The organism is Moritella sp. 5, assembly GCF_018219455.1.
Lineage (GTDB): Bacteria > Pseudomonadota > Gammaproteobacteria > Enterobacterales > Moritellaceae > Moritella.
The window spans coordinates 1,509,492-1,531,041 of the sequence record NZ_CP056122.1 but is presented as its reverse complement, the minus strand read 5'-3'; the positions used below and the strand labels follow the sequence as shown (position 1 = coordinate 1,531,041).

Here is a 21,550-nt window from a genome sequence, read left to right as displayed (position 1 = left end):
TTAAGATCCAGAGCATGTCACAGCAGTCCAGAACCAAGATGTTGCGGTTGGTACTTCCCAAATACCAGGGCTATTTTTAGCTTGGTAACACAAGCCTTGATACGAGTATACTTCACCGTTAGATGCTTTAGTCGAACCAGCAACAAATGGTGTTTCACTAACAACCTCATCTGCAACACATTTACCGTCGACAAGCGAAGAGCCATCTTCACAAACGATTGGGTCTACAACACATTCACCGTTTACAACAGAAGAACCATCTTCACAAACTAAACCTTTAGCGTTACCTATGATGGTGATTGTTTTCTGAGATAAAACGCCTTCGTTATCTGTTGCTTTGAATATAACAGTGTTGCTACCAACCCTTACCACAAAGCTGCCAGAGTAAGTTGTAGCATCTTGTGTCACAGTTTTAGTGACACCATTAACAGTGACTTCAACAGCTGCAATTGATTTATCATCAGTAATTAATGCAGAGAATTGAGCTGTATCACCTTCAGTATGAACCACTGAACCAGATGGAGATACAATACTAATGCTCGGAGCTTCATTCGTGATGATGTTACCAGACCAATCTGTTTGACCTTGTGGGTTATTTACGGCTTGGTTCATTGCGTTCAAGATATCGCCGTTACCATCACCATCGATTTCCCATGAGAAGATACCACCAAGACCTAGACTCTTAAGGTATTCACCTTTAGCAAGTACTGAACGAGGCGTATCATATGTCAACAATGTACGACTCACTTCATCCCAAACAAATGATGCTTTAGCTATTTCATCCCAACCTATGATTGCATTTGGGTTTGACTCGAGGAATTTAAGGACACCACGATAATCCATAATGCCAGCTTCCCAAGCCCAAGCCGCTTCGTTTACGTCTGTACCATCGCCACCAAGACTACCGTTAAATGGACTACCGTCAGAAGAATCGATGTGTGAACCGATAGCGCCGATTGGGTTACCATTTTCAGCTACAACATCTTGCCACCCACGAGCATACATTGCAGCACCAACAACTAATTTCTTAGCTGGCACTCCTTGCGCGAGTAAAAGTTTAGTTGCGTTATCTAATGTATATTCAGGTTTCCCAGCAAACTCGCCAGTACCATTACATTTATCAGCTGAAATGTGAGCACCACAATAAATACCTGCTTGGTGACCCGTATTTGGACCCCATGCACCGTAGAAGTCGTAAGACATCATGAAGATATTATCCATGTACTGTGAAGCAACACCATAATCAACATCTTCGATCTTGTCGTAACCGGTACCGATTGCAGATGTAAGTTCATATTTACGACCATATTCCGCTTCAAGCTCATCCAACATTGCACGTAATTCTTGCATTAATGCGATGTAAGCCGGGCCGTCTTTTTCTGGATCTCCTAAGCTTGCATTTGCACCGTCACCACCTGGGAATTCCCAATCAATATCGATACCATCGTAGAATTTCCACGTTTTTAAGAATTCTTTTGTAGAGGCGACAAATACATCACGGTTTGCTTTTTCAGTGAAACCGAAGAATGGGTCAGATAATGTCCAACCACCAATAGATGGAAGAATTTTAATGTGTGGATTCGCTTTTTTAAGCGCCATTAAGCCACCGTAAGTACCTTTACCTATTTCTAATGAACCTACTTTTTTACCGTCTAAACGTGTTGCAGGTTGACCGTAAGAAGAGTTCAGTGCCGCCCATGTGTCATGAACAACAACAGAGTAATCAGGCAGGCCTGCGCACATTTTTTTTAATAACTGGTGACCCGATGGATTTGGATCTAATAAAGATTTGTTATCACCTGTGCCACCACAAATTGGAATGAAGCCGTAAATTATGTGCGTTAGGTTATTAACAGGAATATCGTTAACATTGTATTTACGACCGTACACCCCCCATTCAACAAAGTAAGTACCGACAATATTCTCTTTTTGTTGTGCGTAAGGAGTATTAGCGGGATCAGTCGTCATTGGTAGGTCAGTTTTTAAATGCGAACCGTCTGTATCCGAGATTAATAGTTCAGTTGTTGCGCTTTCGCTACAACCATCGGCGTTACATAAACGCACAACCATGTTTTTTAAACCACCTTCAGTGAAAGATAAAACAGTATTTTTCCCTGTACCTGAACCAGACATCATTATTTCACCGTTAACTTCTACCTCCCATTTTGTCGCTTGATCACCAGACCAAACATCCCAAGAAACAGGTACTTCAACAACGTCAACACGTGTATACATGTCTTTATAGCTAACGATTGCATCAGTATTAATTGTTACAAAACCTAGTTTTGAATAATCGGCCCACGCGATTGAGGGTGCTTGAGGTGCTGCCGCAAGTACAGGTGCACTAATTGCCGCTACCATCGCTAACTTAAGGGTACTTTTTAAAAATATTGATTTCACAAGAACTCCATGTAATAAATTAGAAAGTCGAAAATAGGCGTAATTACATACAACATGTATTGACGGATATTCAAACAGTAATCATGCCAGTCAAGATCAAACCTCTCCAGAGGCTTATATAAAAACTATTCTTAATTGTTAATTTGCGCAACGAAAAAAGAACATAAAAACAACAAAGTTAGAGTTCTATCAAACAATACGGTCAGACCAGTATATTTTTAATTATTGAAACAGTGAGATAATGGGTTATGTTAATCCCGAATACCCACCTCTACAAAAATGCAATTTTACACTTTAAAAACAGCAACTTAAAACACATACCGCCATCATCTATAGCAAGTAAACCAAAACAAGAAGCGATGAGACAACTTTTCTGTTATTTCATCGTACTCAAATTCACGCCTGTCATCGAGGTCAATCTAATTGTTTTTTCATGGCCATTATTAACTATACGCGTCGATAATAAGCAAAATTGATTAAGGCACGAGTCTAAGCGAATTGCAGAGTCGTTTTCAGACTGCTAAACTACGCGGTTAAATAACTTCGTATAATCCCAATAATATGGTTTGGGAGTTTCTACCAAGATCCTTAAACTCTTGATTATGAAGTCTGTAACTTTAAAACCTAAAAAAACATATAAAGGTAGAGACTCATGAATTACTTTGACTTACCGAAGATTGACCTACATTGCCACCTAGACGGCAGTGTTCGCCCAGAAACAATCATTGCGCTTGCAGCTGAACAAAGCATTACCCTACCAAGTAACGACATTGAAGAAATCAGAACTTTAATGATCGCACCTGAAACATGTACAGATCTTGGTGAATATCTACAGCGTTTTGACCTGCCATTATCAGTAATGCAAACAGCGGAAGGTATTGAGCGCATCTCTTTTGAAGTATTTGAAGACGCAGCACAAGAAAACGTAAAATACCTAGAAGTACGTTTTGGTCCAATGCTACACCTTGAGAAGGGTCTAACCCTTGAGCAAGTATTTGATAGTGTTGTTGCAGGTATGAAACGTGCCGAAGCAATGTATGACATCAAGGGTAACTACATTTTATCTATCTTACGTCATATGCCAAAAGACAGAATCAAAGAAGTACTGGATACGGCAGCTAAATACTTAAACGACGGTATTGTTGCATTCGATTTAGCAGGTGGTGAAGCACCAGGCTTCTGTGCTGAGTTTGTTCCTTATGCAGAATATGCCATTAAGAAAGGTTACCGTGTAACCATTCATGCTGGCGAGCAAGGTGTGGGTCAAAACGTATTTGATGCTGTGTCATTATTAGGTGCAGAACGTGTTGGTCATGGTATTCATATTACTGGCCATGAAGATGCATACGACCTTGTTAAAACACAAAACATTGCATTAGAAACCTGCCCAAGCAGTAATGTACAAACCAAAGCGGTTGACAACTTAGCAAGCCATCCAGTTAAAGCTTTCTACCAAGACGGTATTCAAATCACTATCAATACCGATAACCGTACTGTGTCAAATACCACAATGACAGATGAAGTACGTAAAGTAATGGAAGAGTTTAGCTTAAGCCGTGAAGACTACTTCAAGATTTACAAGATCAGCATTGAACATGCGTTCGCATCTGATTCTGTAAAACAGCATTTATCGACGTTTGTTGAATAACGACAGCAAATCAATAAACAGCTAAATAAAAGGCGGGGTTCACAACCCGCCTTACAATTCACTACCTCTACACTTTTCATATCAAACTCTTATACTCATATCATGAGCTGACGGTATTATTCATAATCTCGGTCATTTCGTCGAGCAAGTTAACACCAATAACCTTCTTATCTTGTTGCGCTTCAATCTCGACAGTCACCGTTTGCACTTCAGTATCAGTTCCACACATCATTAAGAGATCCCCCTGCGGTGAAATAGCCTGACTTTTACCACAGTAAGTTCCGTTTATCGTGTCTGTTTTTTCACTACCGATACGATTACAAGTGAAGACAAACATGCTGTTTTCAATCGCTCGAGCACGAGAAATATGCAAACTTTGTTCTCCACCAAAATTTGCAGGATGGAGCAGAACATCGACACCTTGTTCGGCATACTGCCGAATGATTTCGGGAAACCACAAATCAAAACAAATAGCTAAACCAAACTTCACCCCTAAATGCTCGAACGTGACTATGTCACTGCCACGTGAAAAATATTGTTTATCGATATTCGTTTGCGAAACTTTTCTGTATCTATCTTACAGGCCATTTTTATCCACCAAAACAACCATATTATAAAAACAGTCCCCCGCTATTTCTGCAATCCCAGCAACAATCAATACATCATATTGCGCAGCGGTAGCCTGTAATTCCCGTAATGTCTGGCTATCATCTAACGATTCAGATAATAGATGGATCTCAACTGCTTCATTAAACAAATACCCAGTGCTGAAAAGCTCAGGTAACAGGACGACATCCCCCAATGAATCAGCCCCATTAAGTAATGCCCTCACTGTTGCTATGTTCTCAGCTCTATTCTTATAACTCACATTCATTTGCACTGTCGTGATCTTCACGCTACTTCTCTTATTCATCATCCTAGTTATAACCCTATGTTAAAATACGACTTAGCAACATCATTAACGTTAAGTTAATAGACCACTAAGATGAGGATTAATTCTGCTTATGTACAGAGAAGTATAGAAATAATGACTATATTAAAATCAACACTCGATAGCATGCCCAGCATCTAACGCAGCATTCAATAAGTACTGACCTATAAACAAGTCCTGCACTGCAATACCCGAACTATCAAAAATAGTAATATCCGTATTATTGACACGCCCTTGTGCGCGTCCAGATAATACCTCACCAATCATGGTTAATTTGTTTGTAACCACCTCTTTAATACCGTGCTGAAATTCACCAATCACTACCGACTGTGACGTAAAATCACAATATAAATCAGCTTTATCAAACAAGCTTGGAGGTAATTCTTGCTTACCTTTGGTATCGACCCCCATTGCCGAGATATGCGTGCCCGCTTTCACCCATTCAGCAGAAAATAGTGCTTCACGCGCAGTCGTCGCAGTAATGATAATATCCGCTGCACGACATGCTTCTTCAGCCACTGAAACTTGAGCATCGATGCCGACACCCGCTAGTTTATCAACCATAGCCTGTGCTTTATCATGATTACGGCCAACCACCAGTACACTGTAGATATCACGTATTCGACAAACGGAAACGCATTCATAAAACGCCTGATGACCAGTGCCAAAAATAGCGACACAACTAGCGTCTTCACGTGCTAATACCGATACGGCAACCGCATCTGCTGCCGCCGTGCGGTAAGCATTAACTGTACTGCCTTCAATCACGGCATCCAAACGCCCAGAGTCTTGATCTAATAAAAAGATAGTCGATGCATGACAAGGTATATTCTTGGCGATATTACCCGGCCAATAACTCCCCGCTTTCCAACCCACTAGTTCTGCTGTGTTAGCCGATTTAAGTGAAAAAATAGTATTTTCAGCATACCCTTCTGCAATCACAACAGGAAATAATTTTGCTTGTTCACTTGCCGCAATAAATGCAGCAGAGACCGCGTTGAATGCCAGCTTATGGCTAATTAATTGACTCGACAATACTTCACTTATGTATTTCATATTCTTTTATCTTCCTTGTATGATTAGTATTACTACCAACCCTGAATTCGAGCCCAGTAATCAAGTTCAACCTGCTCAGGGTCTGCTACGTAATAACCCGCATGCATGGCTGCGGTGGCGCAAGCATGATTGGGCAAAATGCGTAACTGCGTGCCAACCACTATATCGGATAGCTTTTTGCCATCATTCGCGCCATCAATATCGCTACCAGCCGCAGCAATAATGCCATGTTCTTGATTGGCGCCGATGACTTGAAAACCGGGAATAATATTGCCATCGCTATCGCAAACTAATCCATAGCCACAATCCTGTCGTTGCGACTGCGTACCCCGGTCTTGTGACAATGACATCCAACCCGCATCGATAAATAGCCAGTTTTTCTCTTTGTTATGACCTATCACAGTGGTGACAACCGATAACGCGATATCACTTGGCTTACAAACGCCAATACCAGCCATGACTAAATCAAAAAAGGTATACACGCCCGCTCTTACTTCTGTCACACCATCCAAGTTCTCAGCAAAATGTGCAGTCGGTGTCGAACCAACACTCACCACAGGACAAGGCAATCCACTTTCAATTAGCTGAGTGGCAGCAATCACCGCAGCATGACGTTCACCTTCAGCAGCATCGACTAACGCCGCTTTACTGATACAATCATAAGATTCTCCCGCATGTGTCAGTACACCTAGTAGCTCTGCGCCACCTTGATAAAGGATCCTTGCGATCTCGACTAAACGACTATCGTCAGGCTGGATCCCCCCGCGATGACCATCGCAATCAATTTCCAATAGCGTCGGGATCTTGATATTTTGCGTCTGACAAAATTCAGCGACCGCTTTGGCTTGCACTGCGCTATCAAGTAAAATGCTAATATTGATTCCTTTATTAAGTAGCGCTTGAATACGCGGTAATTTTTGCGGAGCGATACCAACGGCATAGAGTAGATTGGTATAACCCGCATCTGCAAATGCTTCCGCTTCTTTAACAGTCGAGACAGTGGCTGGCGAATCAAAACCCTCTAGTACATGTTTGGCACCTGCAATGGATTTAACGGTTTTTAAATGCGGTCTTAATACCACATGATGCGGGGCTAACTTCGCTCTTAAGAAAGCCACGTTGGTATCAAATTTGACTTTATCGACCAACAAAAAAGGCGTGTCTATCTTTGCTAAGCTTGCTGTTATTAACGTAGACTTTCCAATTGACATCGTTTTTATAATTGACACAGTAATCGCTCCTTATACTCACTTTATTCAGTTACCTGCTTGGTAATGCACATATTGTGATATATCAAGAATTAGAATAATATTAACGATTACTAACTATCATATTAGGCTTTAACTTAATGCTAACCAGCGAAGACTTGCGTTTTTTTTATGCTATCTCAACTCAACCCTCTTTAACTGCGGCGGCACGTAAGCTTAATGTGACGCCACCGACAGTGACTCAACGCCTGCAAGCAATTGAAGCTAAAGTGAGCGTAAAACTGGTACAACGCCAAGCGCGTGGCATAAGCCTGACCGAAGAAGGTTATTTACTGCAAAATAAAGCCCGATTCATTCTCGCAGAAATGGACCAACTACAAACATTAATGGCCAGTAAAAAGAATCTAATCAATGGCACACTCAAAATATTAGCCCCTTTGGGATTTGGTAATGATTACATTGCCCCCTTGGTTGGTGAGTTTCAGCAGCAACATACAAACCTCACCGTCGAATTGGAACTCTCGGACAAGCCAAGTTGGGCAGAAAGCCATAAATGGGACATTATCATCTATATTGGTGAATTAAGGGATTCAACATTAAAGCTCGCGACACTTGCCCCTAACCAACGCTTTTTGTGTGCCTCTCCGGATTATTTAAAGCGCCATAGTTCACCAGAGTCACCGCGAGAGTTAAAAAACCATACCTGTATTGCGTTACGAGAAAACAGTGAGGATGTGACGTTATGGCGTTTCACCCATACTCACAGTGAAGAACAGGAATCGATTCGTATTACCCCAACCTTTACCAGCAATGAAGGCAACGTTGTTAAAAACTGGGCAATCGCAGGTCATGGAATCATCATGCGCTCAGAATGGGATGTGCAACCAGAATTAAACAGTGGTGTATTGGTGCGGTTACTACCAGACTACAGCTTACCGAGTGCTGATATTGTGGCCTTGCTAGGTACCGATTCCCGTGCCCGTTCTGCCAGAACATCACATTTTTTAAAATTACTAAAAGAACGTTTTGCACAGCAACCTTGGTTACAAAAATAATCATTTGAAATCTCGATAACAACATAAAAGAAGTACATCATGGAAATCGTATTTTTAGGTACATCGGCAGGTACACCAACCAAAACCCGTAATGTATCGGGCTTGGCTATTCATCGGGTTAATTCAAAACAATGGTGCTTAGTTGATTGTGGCGAAGGAACTCAACATCAATTACTGCATACCAAATTGTCTTTAACGCAATTACAGGCAATCTTTATAACTCACATCCATGGTGATCATTGCTATGGTCTACCTGGACTATTAGCCAGTGCAGCAATGCAAGGCAGGACTGACCCACTTTGGATTGTAGGGCCATCAGAAATTAAAACCTTCATCGAGTTGATGCAAACTGCTGTGCACCTCAATTTAAACTATGAATTAAAGTATAAGTGTATTGATGAGCCAAATAATACACTCGACGACCTAGCCATTGAATTTGATGTTGAGACGACTGAACTCTCTCACCGCTTGCCTTCTTGTGCCTATAGCTTCAGTGAAAATAGACTAAGTAATAAGCTCGATGTTAAGAAGTTAGAACAAGACAAAGTCACGCGCGGCAAGCTTTGGGGCGATTTGCAACAAGGGTTAGATGTGCAACTCGATGATGGTCGCATTATATGCGCACAAGACTATTTATTACCGATTCAAGAGCCTCGAAAAATTATCATCTCAGGTGATAATGATGACCCATCACTGCTCACTCAAGCAGCCAAGACCGCAAACGTATTAGTGCACGAAGCAACATATACTCAAGACATTGCCATCAAAGTAGGTAAAGGACCACAGCACAGTTACGCAAAACTCGTCGCGCAGTTTGCCAGTGATATGGAACTGGACAATTTAGTGTTAACCCACTTTAGTCCGCGCTATCAAGACGCAATAAACAGCAGCCCTTCTATCTTCGATATAGAAAACGAAGCACGTACTGTTTATAACAAAAAGCTATTCTTAGCCAAAGACCTTGATCGTTATACCCTAAACAACCAAGGCGTCCTAACAAAAAGCACTAGCTAAGATTGCTGGCAAAGAGTAACTTCAGGCTCTTGCTCTCTTTGTTTTATGTCGTGCCATACCAACGGCGCGACAATAACAAACAGCACAATATTAGATAAAGGCAAGGCTAACCAGATCCCATCAACCCCTAACCATTGTGGCAAGAAATACAGAAATGGTAATTGAATTAGCATATTACCTACCGATATCGCCAAAGCTTTACCGCCCTTACCGATCGCCATAAAATACACCGATGCCAACACAATAATGCCATCTAAAAACATCGCGAATAAATGTAAATGAATACCATTTTTTGCTTCTGCAATCAGTTCTGCACTCTCACTGGTGAATAAACTTATCATTAAGTTCGGCATAACATTTAAAATCACGATAAAGCCAATACCTGCAATAACCGTTACTTTTATCGACATTAGTAGCATTTTCTTGATATTTTCAAACTGCTGAGCACCAAAATAATAACTCACTGGTGGTTGCATGCCTTCCGCAATACCCTCTGCCACCAAGTAATAAAGTGTCATGATGTAACCGACAATAGCAAACGCTCCCACAGTCACAGGCGTACCATATTGCATGAATAAACGGTTATGCAGTGCAAACACAAAACTGGTATACAAATACATCACTAATGATGAAGCACCTAAGCTAATAATCGTACTCATCATTCGTGGGTTAACTTTAATCAAGCTACTATCTAATTTTAAACTTGAGTGCTTGGAAACAAAGTAAACAATGCCAATGATAGTCACTAAGAACTGAGCAATGATGGTCGCTAGTGCAGCACCTTCAAGTTGCCATTGCCACAAGCCAATAAACACATAATCGAGCACTATGTTTAACAGCGCGCCAAAGATCATTAATGCAGTCGCTACATTTGGACTTTCATCGTTACGCACTAACATAGGGATAGCCGCAGCCATAATAGTGGCAATAGTCCCGTAGGCAAAGATATTCACATAACCAAAACCTAGGGTAAAAATAACGCCTTCACCACCTTGCGCTCGCAGTAAATCAGCACCCCATAAGAACAAACCAGCCGCGGAAATAATCGCTAATACAACCATCAAGAAAAAGCTGGCATTAAACGCTTTCTGAGCTGACGTTTGATCTTGTTCACCACGATTCATCGAAATTAAAGTGCCACCGCCCATACCAATCATGATGCCTAGTCCAGACACCACAAAGGTGATCGGCCACGCCATATTAATCGCAGCAAGTCCTTCTACACCCACATAGTGGCCGACAAAAATACCATCGATAATTTGATAAAGTCCACTCACCAACATCGCGGCAATAGATGGGATCGCATAACGCCAAAAAGAACGTTTAATCTCTGCATCCGATGCTAGCTCAGTCTTGTTTTGATCTAATGATCTTGGTTGTAACGGCGATGCACTCACAAAAACCTCTATTTAATATTGAATACGTTTATTTTTATGCATTATGCTTGTTTTTGATATTGATGAAAGTTAGCATCCATCCGATTTTCGGATAGTTAGATCCATTTATGCCAGCCCCCCAGTCACTCAAATAAAGTGAGAAAACAAGATGAATTGGACAGTTGATCAATTAGAAGCATTTGTAACCGCTGTAAAACTCGGTTCATTTTCAGCCGCCGCTCGCCATTTAGGTAAAGCACAATCGAGAATCAGTACTGCGATAGCCAATTTAGAAACCGATCTTGATATAACCTTATTTGATCGCAGTGCTCGATTACCGATACTGACACTGGCAGGTGAAGATATGTATGCAGAAGCAGAAGCGGTTCTACAACAATGCCAACGCCTACAGTCTCGTGCATTAACCGTTTCGGGTGGTGAAGAAATTTGTTTAACGATAGCCATGGATGAAGCGGCTCCGATTATGATTTTTCAGCATTTATTTGAAGATATCGCCAAGCAATTCCCCCTATTAAAAATCAACATAATCAGTGGTTCTCAAGCTGACATTCCTAAATGGGTCGATGAGAAAAAAGCCGACCTTGGTATCTTATTCCACTTAAAGGCACTATTAGACTCACTCGAGTTCATGTCTATCGGTAAATTTACCCAAACTTTGATTGTGGCTCCCGAACACCCTTTAGCTAAAATCCCTGAGCCAAAAATAGAACAGTTGAATCAATTTAGGGAGTTAGTCATCCGTGACCGCATGGGGATTACGCAAGCCAAAGCCACCTCACCGAATCATTGGCATATCGACAGTTATTACTACATAACGGAATTAGTTATTCGTGGCATAGGTTGGGCATTAGTACCTGAACATGTCGCCAATATACACTGGTATAAAGGCGCATTAATTGAATTATCTACTAAGCATATTACCGATCCATTGCTCATTGAAATGGGCATTGTAAAACGTCGAGATCAAGCATGTGGTCCCGTTATAAACTGGATATATCAAGCGCTAGACAAAGGTGTTACAAAATAGTTAAAGTATTACTTTTTGGTTATTTTTACGTAAAAAGTCTATAATTATTCAATTAAATTTTTTTTAAAAATCTAAAAAAACTATAGAATACCTGCGTTTTAGTGCAAAAAAATAACATAATCTAGATTTTTATATCATTTTTATTGATTTATCGCAGTTTATTTGTCAGATTAATAAGCACGTAACATATCAGTGACATTTACTGATAGTGAATGGAATCAATTTTTCAGACTGGATGGGAATCATCGAGTTATAAGGGTCTGGTAATGTCTTTATTAGAAGTAAAAAATCTTCGCATCGAATATCCATCTCGACATGGTGTGCACGCAGCAGTGAAATCATTGTCTTTATCTATCGAACGCGGTGAAATCGTTGGTGTAGTAGGTGAATCTGGCGCAGGTAAGTCAACAGTGGGTAATGCCGTTATTGATTTACTAAGCCCACCGGGTGTTATTGCTAGCGGTGAAGTATATCTTGAAGGTGAAAAAATATCAGGTTTAACACCTGAAGAGATGCGTAAAGTACGTGGCTCAAAAATTGGTTTCATCTTCCAAGATCCAATGACATCACTAAATCCACTTTTTACTATCGAACGCCAAATTACAGAAACTATTCTAGCCAATCTTGATGTAAGCAAAGAAGAAGCTTTCTCTCGGGCACTGACCTTAATGGAACAGGTAGGTATTCCTGAACCTGAATTACGCATTAAACAATACCCGCATCAATTTTCAGGCGGTATGAGACAACGTGTGGTTATCGCTATCGCATTGTCTTGTGAACCCGATTTAATTATTGCGGATGAACCAACAACCGCACTTGATGTTTCAATTCAAGACCAAATTCTAACGTTGATCCGTGAATTGTGTATCAAGAAAAACGTAGGCTGTATGCTCGTTACGCATGACATGGGTGTGGTATCAAATGTAACAGATAAAATTGCCGTGATGTACCGTGGTGATCTTGTTGAATTCGGTCCAACCAAGCAAGTACTTAGCGATCCTTCGCATGAGTATACTCGTAGCCTTATTTCTGCGGTACCTCGCTCTGATATCAAGTTAGATCGTTTTCCGCTGGTAAGCTATATCGAAGAAGCCGAAGAAATGAAGCAAATCGATATTAAAAATCATTGGTTAGGTCAAAGTGAAGATCAACGTGAATACACGGGTCCACTGCTGACAGTGAATGATGTAAGTCTTCGCTTTGTGACTAAAGATTCATTTTTTGAAAGTAAACGGGAATACGTACAAGCATCGAACAAAGTAAGCTTCCATATTAACGAAGGTGAAACCTTTGGTCTTGTGGGTGAGTCAGGTTCGGGTAAATCAACGATTGCACGTGTAATTGCGGGTCTTTATGCACCTAATGAAGGTAACATCACATTTGAAGGCATTGATTTAACCGCCTTGAAATCTGAAAAAGAACGTCGCCCTATTCGTCGTCAAATGCAGATGGTGTTCCAAAATCCATATACGTCGATGAATCCGAGAATGAAGGTTTTTGATATCATTTCAGAACCAATTCGTTTCCACAAATTAGCATCATCTGAAGCTGAAATCCGTCAAATCGTACATGATCTACTGGATCACGTAGGGCTAGGCAGAATGGCAGGGGTTAAATACCCACACGAGTTCTCTGGTGGTCAACGTCAACGTATTTCAATTGCCCGTGCACTCGCTACACGTCCACGTTTATTAATTTGTGATGAACCTACATCAGCACTTGATGTATCAGTACAGGCTCAAATTCTTAACCTACTTAAAGATTTACAAGACGAACTTAATCTAACTATGTTGTTCATTAGTCATGATTTACCGGTTATTCGTCAAGTAAGTGACCGTGTTGGCGTAATGCAAAAAGGGGCACTGCTTGAAGTAGCACCGACGGAAGCGCTATTTACCAATCCACAACATGAATACAGTCAGCACCTTGTTTCGTTAATGCCTGAATTTAAAGGTTTACGTGACAAACTGGCAAGCTAAATCCTATGAATTAAACGAAAAAACAACCGTTACATAATAAAAAAAACAAACACAACACATCGGGAGTAACGTCCCTGCATGAAGGAGTTATGCAAATGAAAACCTTAAAGACCAAACTCGCCATTGCCTTAATGGCCGCAGGCCTAAGCTTTAGCGCTGCTGCAGCAGATATCACTGTTGCTTATGATGCAGATCCAGTATCGCTTGACCCGCATGAGCAACTATCTGGTGGTACACTACAGATGTCGCACATGTTGTTTGATCCCTTGGTTCGTTTTACCAAAGATTTCGATTTTGAAGGCCGTATCGCTGAAAAATGGGAACGTGTAAATGATACAACTTTCCGTTTTCACCTACGTAAAGGCGTAAAATTCCACTCTGGTAACCAACTAACTGCTGATGACGTTGTATGGACATTCGACCGTCTAAAATTATCAGTTGATTTCAAAAACGTTTTCTCTCCATACGAAAAAATGACGAAGATTGATGACTACACGGTAGAAATCGTCTCTTCAGAACCGTATCCACTTGTACTACAGACAGCAACTTATATCTTCCCAATGGATAAGAAGTTCTATTCTGGTAAAGAAAACGGTAAAGACAAATCTGAAATCGTTAAACACGGTAGCTCTTATGCGTCAACACACGTATCTGGTACAGGCCCTTTCACTGTCACTTCTCGTGAGCAAGGTGTAAAAGTTGTATTCGAACGTTTTGACGGTTACTGGGATAAGAAATCCCCCGGTAACGTAGACAAGTTAACGCTTGTACCAATTAAAGAAGATGCGACACGTGTTGCTGCACTTCTTTCTGGCGACGTTGACATGATCCACCCGGTGGCACCAAATGATCAACGCCGTGTGAAAAACGCGAAAGATATCGATCTAGTAACCGTATCTGGAACTCGAATCATTACGTTCCAAATGAACCAAAACAGCAACCCTGCGCTTAAAGATGTGCGCGTACGTCAAGCTATCGTACATGCAATCAATAACGAAGCGATTGTGAAGAAGATCATGAAAGGCTTCGGCACAACAGCAGGCCAACAGGGCCCTGCAGGTTATTCAGGCTATGACGCTGACCTAGTGCCACGTTATGACTTGAAAAAAGCCAAACAGTTAATGAAAGATGCGGGTTATGAAAATGGCTTTAAACTTTCAATGATGGCACCAAATAACCGCTATGTTAACGATGCTAAGATCGCACAAGCAACAGCGTCAATGCTATCTAAAATTGGTATTAAAGTTGATCTAAAAACAATGCCAAAAGCACAATACTGGCCTGAATTTGATCTTTGTTCAGCTGACATGATGATGGTTGGCTGGCATTCAGATACTGAAGATTCAGCGAACTTCTCTGAATTTTTAACAATGACGCGTGATAAAGAGACTGGTCGTGGTGCTTATAACTGTGGCTACTACTCAAACGCTGAAGTTGATAAGTTAGTAAACAGTGCAAACGCTGAAACTGACACAGCAAAACGTGGCGTGATGCTGCAACGTGTTGAAAAAATCTTATATGACGAAGCTGCTTTCGTGCCACTACATTGGCAAGATCTAGCTTGGGGCGCAAAATCGACTCTACAAATTGATCCGATTGTAAACGCACTAAACTTCCCGTACTTCGGTGACCTAGTCGTTAAATAACTAAGTACACTTCACTATGCGGTGTTTTTATCAAAACTCTGATAAAAACACCGATTATTTTTACAAAAAATATAGCAATAAACGCTATAGATTTAATAATACTTTGGGAGACAAGGAATGTTCACATTTCTGATCAAACGCCTGTTTCAAGCCTTGATAGTAATGTTCGTGATCAGTTTGGTAGCATTTTCTATTCAAGATAATCTAGGCGATCCATTACGTGAATTAGTTGGTCAATCTGTATCTGAAGCAGAGCGACAAGCACTTCGTGATGACCTAGGCCTTAATGATCCTTACATGACTAAATATAGCCGTTTTCTTGTTAATGCAGTGCAAGGCGACCTCGGGACTTCATATTTCTTTAAAAGACCTGCAGCAGAAGTTATCTTAGATAAACTTCAAGCGACACTTGAATTGGTGTTTGGCGCAGCATTAATAATCGTTTTTGTGTCAATTCCTTTAGGAGTTTACTCAGCTATTCATCCCAAGAGTACACTCACTAAAATAATTATGGCTGTAAGTAGCATTGGCATCTCTGTACCGGTATTCCTTACTGCGATCATACTGATGTATATTTTTTCCATCGAACTAGGTTGGTTCCCCTCTTATGGACGAGGTGAAACGGTCAATATCATGGGCTGGGAAACAGGTTTCCTGACTAAAGATGGTTTATTGCATTTAGTCTTACCAAGTATATCACTTGCTTCTATTATGCTGCCACTTTTCATCCGCTTGGTTCGTTCAGAAATGCTCGAAGCATTAAGCTCGGAATACATCAAGTTTGCAAAAGCAAAAGGCTTAGCATTAAACAAAATTTATTACGTACATGCCCTTAAAAATACCATGCTGCCAGTTATCACAGTTGGTGGTGTACAAATCGGTACTATGATTGCTTACACAATTTTGACCGAAACAGTATTTCAGTGGCCAGGGACAGGTTTCCTATTCTTAGAAGCGATTAACCGTGTAGATACACCTTTAATTACTGCTTATGTCATCTTCGTTGGTTTAATCTTTGTGGTAACAAATACCCTAGTTGACCTGTTATATGGGGTAATAAACCCTACCGTAAACATTACAGGTAAAGGATAATAGGTATGAACACAATAACTTCATCTCATGTTCCTACTCGCTGGGAACGCTTTAAAAACTCAGACCTTATCTATTATTTTTTAAGAGATAAGGTGGCAATGCTCAGTTTTGCGATCTTCTTGACGTTCTTGATCACAGCGTTAGCTGCGCCATTAATTTCACCAACAAACCCGTATGATATTACCAGTATCGATATCATGGATTCTGAGCTACCACCTTCTTGGTTAGAAGACGGTGACGAACGCTTCCTGTTAGGTACCGATGACCAAGGTCGTGATATTTTATCAACCATGCTTTATGGTTCACGTTTATCACTAACCATTGGTTTCTTAGCCGTTGCGGTCCAGTTAGTCTTAGGTATTGTGATTGGTCTGTCTGCAGGTTACTTCGGTGGCCGTGTTGATAGCTTCCTGATGCGCTTTGCTGACGTACAACTGTCATTCTCAACGATGATGGTGGCGATCATTGTCTCGGCTATCTTTAAAGCCAGCTTTGGTGCTGAGTTCTTTAGCCAATATGCCGTCGTCATGCTCGTGGTGATCATTGGTGTGGCTGAATGGCCTCAGTATGCACGTACTATTCGAGCATCGGTATTGGCCGAGAAGCAAAAAGAATACGTTGAAGCAGCGCAAGTGATGGGCTTAAAATCAATGCGCATTATGTTTAGACACATACTGCCAAACTGCTTGTCCCCTATCCTAGTGATTTCAACAGTGCAGATTGCCAATGCCATTATGTCAGAAGCAGCATTGTCTTTCTTAGGCTTAGGTTTACCGGTTGACCAACCTTCATTAGGTGCGTTAATCAGTACAGGCTTTAAGTATATCTTCTCTGGCGCTTGGTGGATAACAGCCTTCCCAGGTGTATTACTAGTAACACTTGTACTTGTAATCAACCTACTTGGTGACTGGTTACGTGATGCATTTAACCCGAAAATTTATAAAGGTTAAGTAAATAAGCGTCATTGTTTATATGTAAGTAATAGTAATAAAAAAGCACTGTTCGTGAATACGTTCAGTGCTTTTTTTATATAATGAAAACAACCTTCCACAGTATTATGATCTGTTACTCTTATCTTCCTGTCAGGGCAGATTCGCGTTAGATAACTTCCTAAAGAAAAAATTTGGCTAGTAGCGTCACGCTACTAGCCAATACATGTTTTTGATGGGTATATGTTCGCTAGATTTCACGTAGCGAACATATGCTTTACGAAACATCTTAGATAAACAGGGCTGCTTAGCTGCCCTTATACTAAATCAAACGACCTTTTTAGTTTTATCATTAATAAGTTCTACCTCCTGATTTATGGCTATTTTCTTAGGCTTAATCGCTTCTGGTATCTCTTTAACCAGATTTATCGTTAATAACCCATGATTAAGACTCGCACCGGTTACTTCTATATTTTCGGTAAGGTTAAACTTACGTTTAAACATCCGATTAGCAATGCCTTGATAAAGGAATTTGTGTTTATCTTTATCATTATCGTCTGTGTATCCTTTATCTCCAGAAACAGTAAGGACACCTTTTGCTACATTAATATCTAGTTCATGCTCAGAAAATCCTGCGACAGCTATAGTAATTGAATATTTATCTTCGCCATGAATTTCAATGTTATAAGGTGGATAATTTGGTACTTTGTTATCGTCACCTAATAGACTACTAAATAAAGGAACAAATCTGTCAAAGCCAATAGTGCTGCGATAAATAGGAGTTAAATCGATAGTATTCATAATATATCCTCCAAAGAAGTAATATAAAATAAACCAGGGTGTTGAAAGAGAGACTTTCAGTGAAACATTCTTCCTTTCAATGAAACGCTCTTCTTAGGAATTATTTTATATAATAAAGCGATCTTTTTTCAAATATTTATTTATAGAATTTTTTTATAAGTAAATAATCATATGGAATATCTCATTGGGATGTTTGATGGTCGGCAACTACGTGCCTGAAATAATGATTGAAGGGAGTTTTTCACGTAGCGAACTATTTTTCTGTGCTTAATCTTAAACGAGCGTTATGCGCAGTGGAACGGAAGTAGAGAATGACACTAAATGAGTAGATGCACTAACTCACTTTGGGGCAAATTTGGCTTAGCTCAATTGCACTAAGCCAAAACTGGACAGAAATAGGTTTCGGAAAATCGAATTTTAGCAATCAACGAATTACTTCAGGGGCTCTTCTCCGCTTAGCTTAGCTGAGTTGTTGGGAGATTATGAAGATAGTAAGGTTGCTCTCGATTATATTTCGATATGATTAGTTTCAAAGATATCAAATGTTGTACTTTTTGATAAGGAAAGTGCTATATTACCGTTTTTTTTTCACTTAGATATTCAAAAAATTTACAGGTAGGTACAAAAATGATTAAGACTGTTATTCCTCGTCTTGCTTTAATAGCTTCGGCACTGTTACTCTCCGCATGCAGTACACAACTACGTACTGTGCGATTGGGTGAACCAGTAGCTCCTAAAGCAATTTCCGGAAAGTTTTTCTTTATCAGTCACTCTACTGCTAATGTTGGTGATGTAATACTTACTGAAGGAGAATACTTAAAAGATGCTTCGGATCTCCAGTATGAAATGTTCCGTGTTAAAAAGAGTACGACAACAAGCGTAGAGCATAAAATGAGTACGTTTAAATTCTCTATTCCAGCAGGAGATTATCTTCTGCGCAGTAAAACCCTTGAAGGCAGCTATTATTCAGCACCAGTGCCTTTCGCTGGCTTAGAGGGAACTCCAGCAGGGTACGGAGGCTTGTTTGTACCAAACGAAACTTCAGAGGCCACAGAGCTTTATTGGCATTGGACTCCTAATAAAAGTAACGTATACCAGGCTAAATTGACATCACCGATAATAAATGGCCAAGAAATTTCAGGTCCGGGCGCAACATTGACGTATGTTGGAGTCGCTGCTGATCAAATCCGTTTCGCCTATAAAGAATTTTCTGAAAAAGGGATCGCGACACCAGCATTTACTCAAGAGGTCATTCTTGATTATAAGCCTGGTGGGACTTATACATATAAAGGTGCGCAATTTATTGTTGAAAAGGCTGATTCTACACACATTAACTTTACGATACTTCGACCTTTATAAATGCCATTCAGTAACTAACTACAAGCAATTAAGCTGTAGTCGTTTATTGAAATTAGCCTCCTAATTGGAGGCTTTTTAGATCTTGGGATAAAACCGTAATTCTGGATGGATAACTGCTCTAAGCTACTTTGGAGCAAATTCGGCTTAGCGTTATTGCACTGGCCAGATCTGGATCTGGCCAAATTAGCGGTGAAAAAATAAATAAGGCTTCCAATATCAATTTAGAAGCCTTATTTTCGTAAGTAAATGCGTAGGTCTATAACTTATATTTTAGGTCATAGCCTACTCGTATAATTTAAAACAATGTGTAATTACGCTTGAGCGGGTGTCATACCTTCAGCTTCTTTACTCTTCTCAAGCATCTTACGAATAACAAATGAGGCTAGGAATGCGACAAATACCATCACAACTGCTAAACCTGTTAATAGGCTAAAGTAGTCACCGTAAACTGTTTGCACCACTTCTTGCGTGATCTCTTGACCCTTCTCCATCGCAATTGAAGTAGAGAATACCGCACCAACGATACCACTCATTGCCATAGCGACTGAATATAAACTTACCGAGAAATTCTCAATGTGTTTCGGTGAAACAGACAAGATGAATGCCACAACCATACTACCAACAATCACTTCAGCAAATGCTTGGAAAAAATGAATCAACATAAATATTTCAGGACGAATCACAGCATCTTCACCGACATTCAACACTGCCATAGTAAGAATACCAAACGCGATTGCCGTTAAGATAAATGCGAAACCGATTTTCGTTGCTGTCGTAAAGTTAATATTTCGTTTTTCAAGTGATAAGAAGACATATACGATCACCGGACCACCAACGATACACCAAAGTGAATTCATTGCCATTGCCGCTTCAGGTGCAATTGGAATAAACCCGAACAGGTCACCGCGCATAGTATTAATTGTTACCATGGTCATTGAAGTCATCATTTGGCCGTAATAAACAAAGAAAGCCGTTGTTAATACAGTCATGATAAGGATAGTCCCCATCTTTAATGCATCTGCACGTTCTGATTTCAGCATTAATGAGATGAAGTAAAGGATCGCTGATGCACCAATTGCGTAGATAATATTCTGGCCAATATCCATATTTGAAAACATAAAGAATACTAAACCAATCATTGCAACAGACAACGCTGTGAATGCAATCCAGTTTTTGGGGCTTACCGGCGCTTGCTCAATTTCAGTACCAACTGTTAATAACGGTTTACGTGAAACGACGAGAATAGCAAAAGCAATGAAAGCCATCGCAGCAGATAACATGAAGCTGCCATTAAAACCAATTGCAAGTACGAACATTGGGAATAAATATTGACCTAAAAAGGCACCTATATTGTTAACTGAATAGTTAACAGGGTAACCGTTTTCAAAGTCTTCTTCACTTGCAAATGTACGCTTGTACAGACTTGGATATGAAGGCGACATAAGACCACGGCCGTAACTTGCTAGCGCAATACCAACCAGACACAATTGTACATTACCTGCCGATGCACCGAAAACAAGTAAGCCATAACCTATAGCAAAGGCAAGATAAGCAATCGTTAACGAGCGATAAGCACCTAAAAACTTATCAGCAATGAAACCACCAGCAATAGCAAACAACGGACCAATAGCTGAAAATGCACCAACAACCATCATGGTGTCAGCTTCGCTATACCCCAAATCTTCTAAAAAGAAGCGGGTTAAAATAATCATTACGCCGTAAAAAGATAAGCCAAAGAGCATTTGGCAACACATCATAGATTTATTCAGTCGATTCCACATAACTTAATCTCTTTTATTATGGATAAGTAAAGAAAGGTAAACTCGACGAGATATTAACACTTAAGGAGTATCCAGTTAGAGGTTAAGATCGCAAAAATAAACACAGAAGCATTACTTTTAACTGCCAGCGCGCAGATAGACAGGTCGTATATAACGAAATAATATAATTATGCAGTTTAATATATTCACGCAGATCGAATCAATACCATACAATACTATTGAATAAC

General features: G+C 40.2%; 15 protein-coding genes, 1 pseudogene and 1 riboswitch. Of the genes and pseudogenes, 9 read left to right on the top strand and 7 right to left on the bottom strand.

All coding sequences use genetic code 11. The features are described from left to right. Positions 1–2,400 carry a glycosyl hydrolase family 18 protein gene (locus HWV01_RS06975; RefSeq protein WP_211674701.1) on the bottom strand — a complete coding sequence of 800 codons (2,400 nt, stop codon included), beginning with the start codon at positions 2,398–2,400 and terminating at the stop codon, positions 1–3. 523 nt (positions 2,401–2,923) lie between these two features. Beyond that, a riboswitch (purine riboswitch) is annotated at positions 2,924–3,023 on the top strand. 29 nt (positions 3,024–3,052) lie between these two features. On the opposite strand from HWV01_RS06975, the gene add reads away from it, so the two are divergent. Beyond that, positions 3,053–4,048 (top strand): adenosine deaminase, encoded by a 996-nt coding sequence (gene add, locus HWV01_RS06970; protein WP_211674700.1) that lies wholly within the window; start codon positions 3,053–3,055, stop codon positions 4,046–4,048. A 100-nt stretch (positions 4,049–4,148) separates the two neighbouring features. Here the strand turns inward: add and HWV01_RS06965 are convergent. The 3 genes and pseudogenes from HWV01_RS06965 to HWV01_RS06955 all read right to left on the bottom strand — a co-directional run bounded on the left by HWV01_RS06965 (position 4,149) and on the right by HWV01_RS06955 (position 7,246). Continuing rightward, positions 4,149–4,922: pseudogene (locus HWV01_RS06965) on the bottom strand (carbon-nitrogen hydrolase family protein). Between the two features lie 168 nt (positions 4,923–5,090). After that, a complete protein-coding gene (locus HWV01_RS06960) occupies positions 5,091–6,035 on the bottom strand; it encodes an ornithine cyclodeaminase family protein (RefSeq protein ID WP_211674699.1) in 945 nt (314 codons plus the stop codon). 32 nt (positions 6,036–6,067) lie between these two features. Further along, on the bottom strand, positions 6,068–7,246 hold the full coding sequence (locus HWV01_RS06955) for a DSD1 family PLP-dependent enzyme (protein ID WP_211675707.1): 1,179 nt from the start codon (positions 7,244–7,246) through the stop codon (positions 6,068–6,070). Between the two features lie 137 nt (positions 7,247–7,383). Between HWV01_RS06955 and HWV01_RS06950 the strand changes: the two genes are divergently transcribed. Together HWV01_RS06950 and HWV01_RS06945 are read left to right on the top strand one after the other, a co-directional pair. Next, complete coding sequence (locus HWV01_RS06950; RefSeq protein WP_211674698.1) at positions 7,384–8,298, top strand: LysR family transcriptional regulator; 915 nt, start codon at positions 7,384–7,386, stop codon at positions 8,296–8,298. Between the two features lie 39 nt (positions 8,299–8,337). Further along, complete coding sequence (locus HWV01_RS06945; protein ID WP_211674697.1) at positions 8,338–9,312, top strand: ribonuclease Z; 975 nt, start codon at positions 8,338–8,340, stop codon at positions 9,310–9,312. Here HWV01_RS06945 and HWV01_RS06940 read toward each other — a convergent pair. Continuing rightward, entirely contained in the window at positions 9,309–10,709 is a 1,401-nt protein-coding gene (locus HWV01_RS06940; protein ID WP_211674696.1) for an MATE family efflux transporter, read from the bottom strand. The two genes, HWV01_RS06945 and HWV01_RS06940, sit on opposite strands and share 4 nt — an antisense overlap. Positions 10,710–10,857: 148 nt before the next feature. On the opposite strand from HWV01_RS06940, the gene HWV01_RS06935 reads away from it, so the two are divergent. The 5 genes from HWV01_RS06935 (at position 10,858) to HWV01_RS06915 (ending at position 17,403) form a co-directional block, all read left to right on the top strand. Next, positions 10,858–11,736 carry a LysR family transcriptional regulator gene (locus HWV01_RS06935; RefSeq protein ID WP_211674695.1) on the top strand — a complete coding sequence of 293 codons (879 nt, stop codon included), beginning with the start codon at positions 10,858–10,860 and terminating at the stop codon, positions 11,734–11,736. Between the two features lie 266 nt (positions 11,737–12,002). After that, a complete protein-coding gene (locus HWV01_RS06930; RefSeq protein ID WP_211674694.1) occupies positions 12,003–13,715 on the top strand; it encodes an ABC transporter ATP-binding protein in 1,713 nt (570 codons plus the stop codon). 95 nt (positions 13,716–13,810) lie between these two features. Next, positions 13,811–15,361 (top strand): ABC transporter substrate-binding protein, encoded by a 1,551-nt coding sequence (locus HWV01_RS06925; RefSeq protein ID WP_211674693.1) that lies wholly within the window; start codon positions 13,811–13,813, stop codon positions 15,359–15,361. A 117-nt stretch (positions 15,362–15,478) separates the two neighbouring features. Further along, the gene (locus HWV01_RS06920; RefSeq protein ID WP_211674692.1) at positions 15,479–16,453 is read left to right on the top strand and encodes an ABC transporter permease; all 975 of its coding nucleotides are present in this window, start codon (positions 15,479–15,481) and stop codon (positions 16,451–16,453) included. 5 nt (positions 16,454–16,458) lie between these two features. Further along, complete coding sequence (locus tag HWV01_RS06915; protein ID WP_211674691.1) at positions 16,459–17,403, top strand: ABC transporter permease; 945 nt, start codon at positions 16,459–16,461, stop codon at positions 17,401–17,403. A gap of 306 nt (positions 17,404–17,709) precedes the next feature. Here HWV01_RS06915 and HWV01_RS06910 read toward each other — a convergent pair whose 3' ends face one another. Beyond that, entirely contained in the window at positions 17,710–18,183 is a 474-nt protein-coding gene (locus HWV01_RS06910; protein ID WP_211674690.1) for an Hsp20 family protein, read from the bottom strand. Between the two features lie 627 nt (positions 18,184–18,810). On the opposite strand from HWV01_RS06910, the gene HWV01_RS06905 reads away from it, so the two are divergent. After that, the gene (locus tag HWV01_RS06905; RefSeq protein WP_211674689.1) at positions 18,811–19,542 is read left to right on the top strand and encodes a hypothetical protein; all 732 of its coding nucleotides are present in this window, start codon (positions 18,811–18,813) and stop codon (positions 19,540–19,542) included. 311 nt (positions 19,543–19,853) lie between these two features. On the opposite strand, the gene HWV01_RS06900 is transcribed toward HWV01_RS06905, so the two are convergent. Next, a complete protein-coding gene (locus HWV01_RS06900) occupies positions 19,854–21,323 on the bottom strand; it encodes a peptide MFS transporter (protein WP_211674688.1) in 1,470 nt (489 codons plus the stop codon). Positions 21,324–21,550 lie beyond the last annotated feature (227 nt).